General features: G+C 60.8%; 5 protein-coding genes and 1 pseudogene. All 6 read right to left on the bottom strand.

The window, feature by feature from the left end; genetic code table 11:
• Positions 1 to 250, bottom strand: a pseudogene (locus ACRESJ_RS28645) (hypothetical protein); the annotation flags it as partial.
• Positions 250 to 501 carry a hypothetical protein gene (locus tag ACRESJ_RS28640; RefSeq protein ID WP_431601174.1) on the bottom strand — a complete coding sequence of 84 codons (252 nt, stop codon included), beginning with the start codon at positions 499 to 501 and terminating at the stop codon, positions 250 to 252. The gene ACRESJ_RS28640 and the pseudogene ACRESJ_RS28645, both read right to left, overlap by 1 nt.
• Complete coding sequence (locus tag ACRESJ_RS28635) at positions 498 to 926, bottom strand: gp16 family protein (RefSeq protein WP_431601175.1); 429 nt, start codon at positions 924 to 926, stop codon at positions 498 to 500. Before ACRESJ_RS28635 ends, ACRESJ_RS28640 begins: the two co-directional genes overlap by 4 nt.
• Positions 913 to 1,629 (bottom strand): DUF2786 domain-containing protein, encoded by a 717-nt coding sequence (locus tag ACRESJ_RS28630; RefSeq protein ID WP_431601176.1) that lies wholly within the window; start codon positions 1,627 to 1,629, stop codon positions 913 to 915. Before ACRESJ_RS28630 ends, ACRESJ_RS28635 begins: the two co-directional genes overlap by 14 nt.
• Entirely contained in the window at positions 1,629 to 1,901 is a 273-nt protein-coding gene (locus ACRESJ_RS28625) for a hypothetical protein (RefSeq protein WP_431601177.1), read from the bottom strand. Before ACRESJ_RS28625 ends, ACRESJ_RS28630 begins: the two co-directional genes overlap by 1 nt.
• A gap of 1 nt (position 1,902) precedes the next feature.
• A complete protein-coding gene (locus ACRESJ_RS28620; protein ID WP_431760875.1) occupies positions 1,903 to 2,520 on the bottom strand; it encodes a DUF3164 family protein in 618 nt (205 codons plus the stop codon).
• Between the last annotated feature and the right edge of the window lie 191 nt (positions 2,521 to 2,711).

The raw sequence follows: 2,711 nt of genomic DNA, 5'->3' as shown, positions 1-2,711 counted from the left end.
CCCCAGATCGCTCGTCCTTGCAGACATGGCCAGCTTCGACCAGGCCAGCAACTTCCTGGGCGATCTTGGCGGCGCGAGACAGTCGCAGCGATGTTTTGGCAGGCTTGAACAAGCCGAGGTAGCCCAGCACGGCCTTTCCCAACTCCGGCTGCATGCCGGCCAAGGTTACGGCCAGCCGCTTGCCGTCTTCCTCGACAAAGAACGCATTCACGTGGCCCTGTGCGCCGCATTCGGGACATGTCGCTTTCATCAGTTTCTCCGAAAGTCCTTCATCGAGAGCGCGGGCGGCGCATCCAGGCTGTCCAAGGCGCTGCTGAGGAATGCGTGCACGAACGCATCCTCCGTGCCGCCAGCCCTTAGCAGCTCGACGCCTATAGCCACCACGTTCGTGAGATACGGCACCACCTGCGGCGATGACAGCTGCATTACGTGTTCAAGGGTGATCCTGAGCGCGGCATCTGCTGCCGACTCCAGTGCCTGAAAGTCTTCCTGTGCGGTCACTTCCTACTCTTCCTGTTTGCGTCGATCTGGAGCGCAGCGATCAATCGGTGGAGTTGGTCAGCCTTCAACCACTCAAGCCGCTCAACCTTGAACATGCGCTTGGCCATTGAAGTGGCGTAGCTCCATGGCTTCCCACCGGCAGCAAGCAACGCCTCGACCTTCTTCAGCATCGGGACGCTGTCTACGTTCTCCGGCCTCCCAGGGAAGATCGTGGCGCCACCTTGCTTGCGGGCATCGCTGAAGCCGAGTCGCTTCAGCTCCTGAATAACCTGATCTCGCTCCTGGATGGACATCGCGGCGCTCGAATCTTTGTTTGTGATCCGAAGCAACAGCTCCCGGTACGTACTGTCGTCCAGGCCGAGCTGATTGGCAGCAAGATGAATCTTGGCGATCTGCGCCCTTCTGGGGTCTCTACGCGGGGTCATTCAGCAACTCCAGCTTTCTTTGTCCTTCGCCCAAACCCTGATTGAGCTGAGCGCGCGAGCCAGCCTCGTAGCCTGCTCGGCGATCGCGCTCCGTAGCCCGTCCCGATTTGATGACCGTTCCACCACTAAACTCAAGATGGCCGTACCGCTGCTTGAGGGCCAGATCGAGCAAGAGTTGTCGACCTTCTGGCATCTCCGCCCGGGGAAAGAGGCGGCGAAGCGCGCCGACAAATCCGAGTGCAAACTCTTCCCCTCGGCGGTATCTGTTCTCTTTTTTACGAATACGGCGGGTATGGGCCTGCTTTCCGAGTTGCAACTGACGACGCAGGACCGCATAGGCGTAGCCCGCCACCTCGGAGTCGGTGCCAAGGCCGTGAAAGAGAACTACCGTTGTCCCTTTGGTCCTCAACGCGCAGTCGCGCACCACGACTTGGCTACGGCGGCTGATTACCACAGTGCAGCGATACCCGTCGCCGACCAGGTTGGCCAGCGCCACCAGGGACTGGGGGATCATGCCTCCCCGGTACCCTGTTGGCGCTTCGGTGGTACACACCTCCAGCGTTTTCGCGTCCGTTTCGCTAAGCCCGTACTTGTCCATCAAGGTCCGCGCGTGGCGCAGCGCGGTCGCGGCTTCGGTCGGGTTGCTTGAGCCTGCCATCCGCAGGCATGCCTGAATCTTGCGCAGGGCGCTCGCGATGTCCATCAGGCCTTTTCCTCGAATCGAACCCACTGCGGGTGGAGTGGATGGCGCTGCATCGCCCAGGGGAAGACGTCTCCCCGAAGCTGGATGTACTCCAGCGCATCTCTCACCATCGTGAGGTCTTCGCCGAAGAGGCGGGGCGCGGTGACATCGAAGTACTGGACCCCGTCAACCCAAGTATCCCGGCAGAACAGCTCGATGTCGCAGCGTACGGTCTTGTCTGCGATCTGGGCGGCCAGTTCTATCACCGCAGCGGCCGGTTTGGAGTCATCCATGTCAGACCCCCGCCATATCGAGCGTGATCGGCTGATACTTGCCCTTATCGTCGCGTTCGTAGACGCGGACGTAGGCTTTACTGCCCACGACCTGGACGGCCTCACCGATTGCCACCATGGCGCGCTGCCACCGCTCGTCCTCAATCTGAAGCCGCCGCAGCGAAAGCACCTGGCCGGTGCGGATGTTGCCCTGCTGGTCCATCCGGAACGCATCATTGATGATCGCGCGAACCTCCGGGGATGCGTCTTCCGTCCATTCGACCAAGCAGGCATCGATCAGCGCTTTTGCCGCCTGGAGGCGTTCATCGAAACGGATGCTCTCCTGAATCTGACGAATGATCTTGTAGCTACCGTTGAAGGCCAGGAGGGTGACGTTCCCCTTTGTTCCCCCGATAAACACCCGATATTCCTCCGCACTGAGCTGAATGAAGGCGGCGATGTCGGCGTGCGCCCGGATCTTGAACGCCGCGAGCTGTGCATGAAGGCGCTTTGCCTCGCTGGCCAACTCGGCCACCAGCTCATCGCGGGCCTGATCAATGGGACGGATATTCCTTTCGGGGATCAGATTACCTTTGGCGTCCTGCCGGTAGCCGGCCGGAATGTCAATGGTGCATTGCATGGTGTTGCTCTCCATTTCGTGATCAGTCGCTGAGGCTGCTGGCTGCTGCGCGGGTGGCCCGGTTGGCTGTGAGCAGGTTCTGAATTGCCGCGTGGGGCAGCTCGATGCAACAGGCGTCCACCAGTGCTTCATCGAGGTCCTGGCTGATCGCTTTGAGGCGATTGCGCAGTGCCAGAGGGTCATCCTGGCGA

It is taken from the genome of Pseudomonas sp. (assembly GCF_050739655.1).
Lineage (GTDB): Bacteria > Pseudomonadota > Gammaproteobacteria > Pseudomonadales > Pseudomonadaceae > Aquipseudomonas.
Note: the sequence above shows the minus strand (reverse complement) of the source record. Positions and strands in the feature narration are given on the sequence as shown.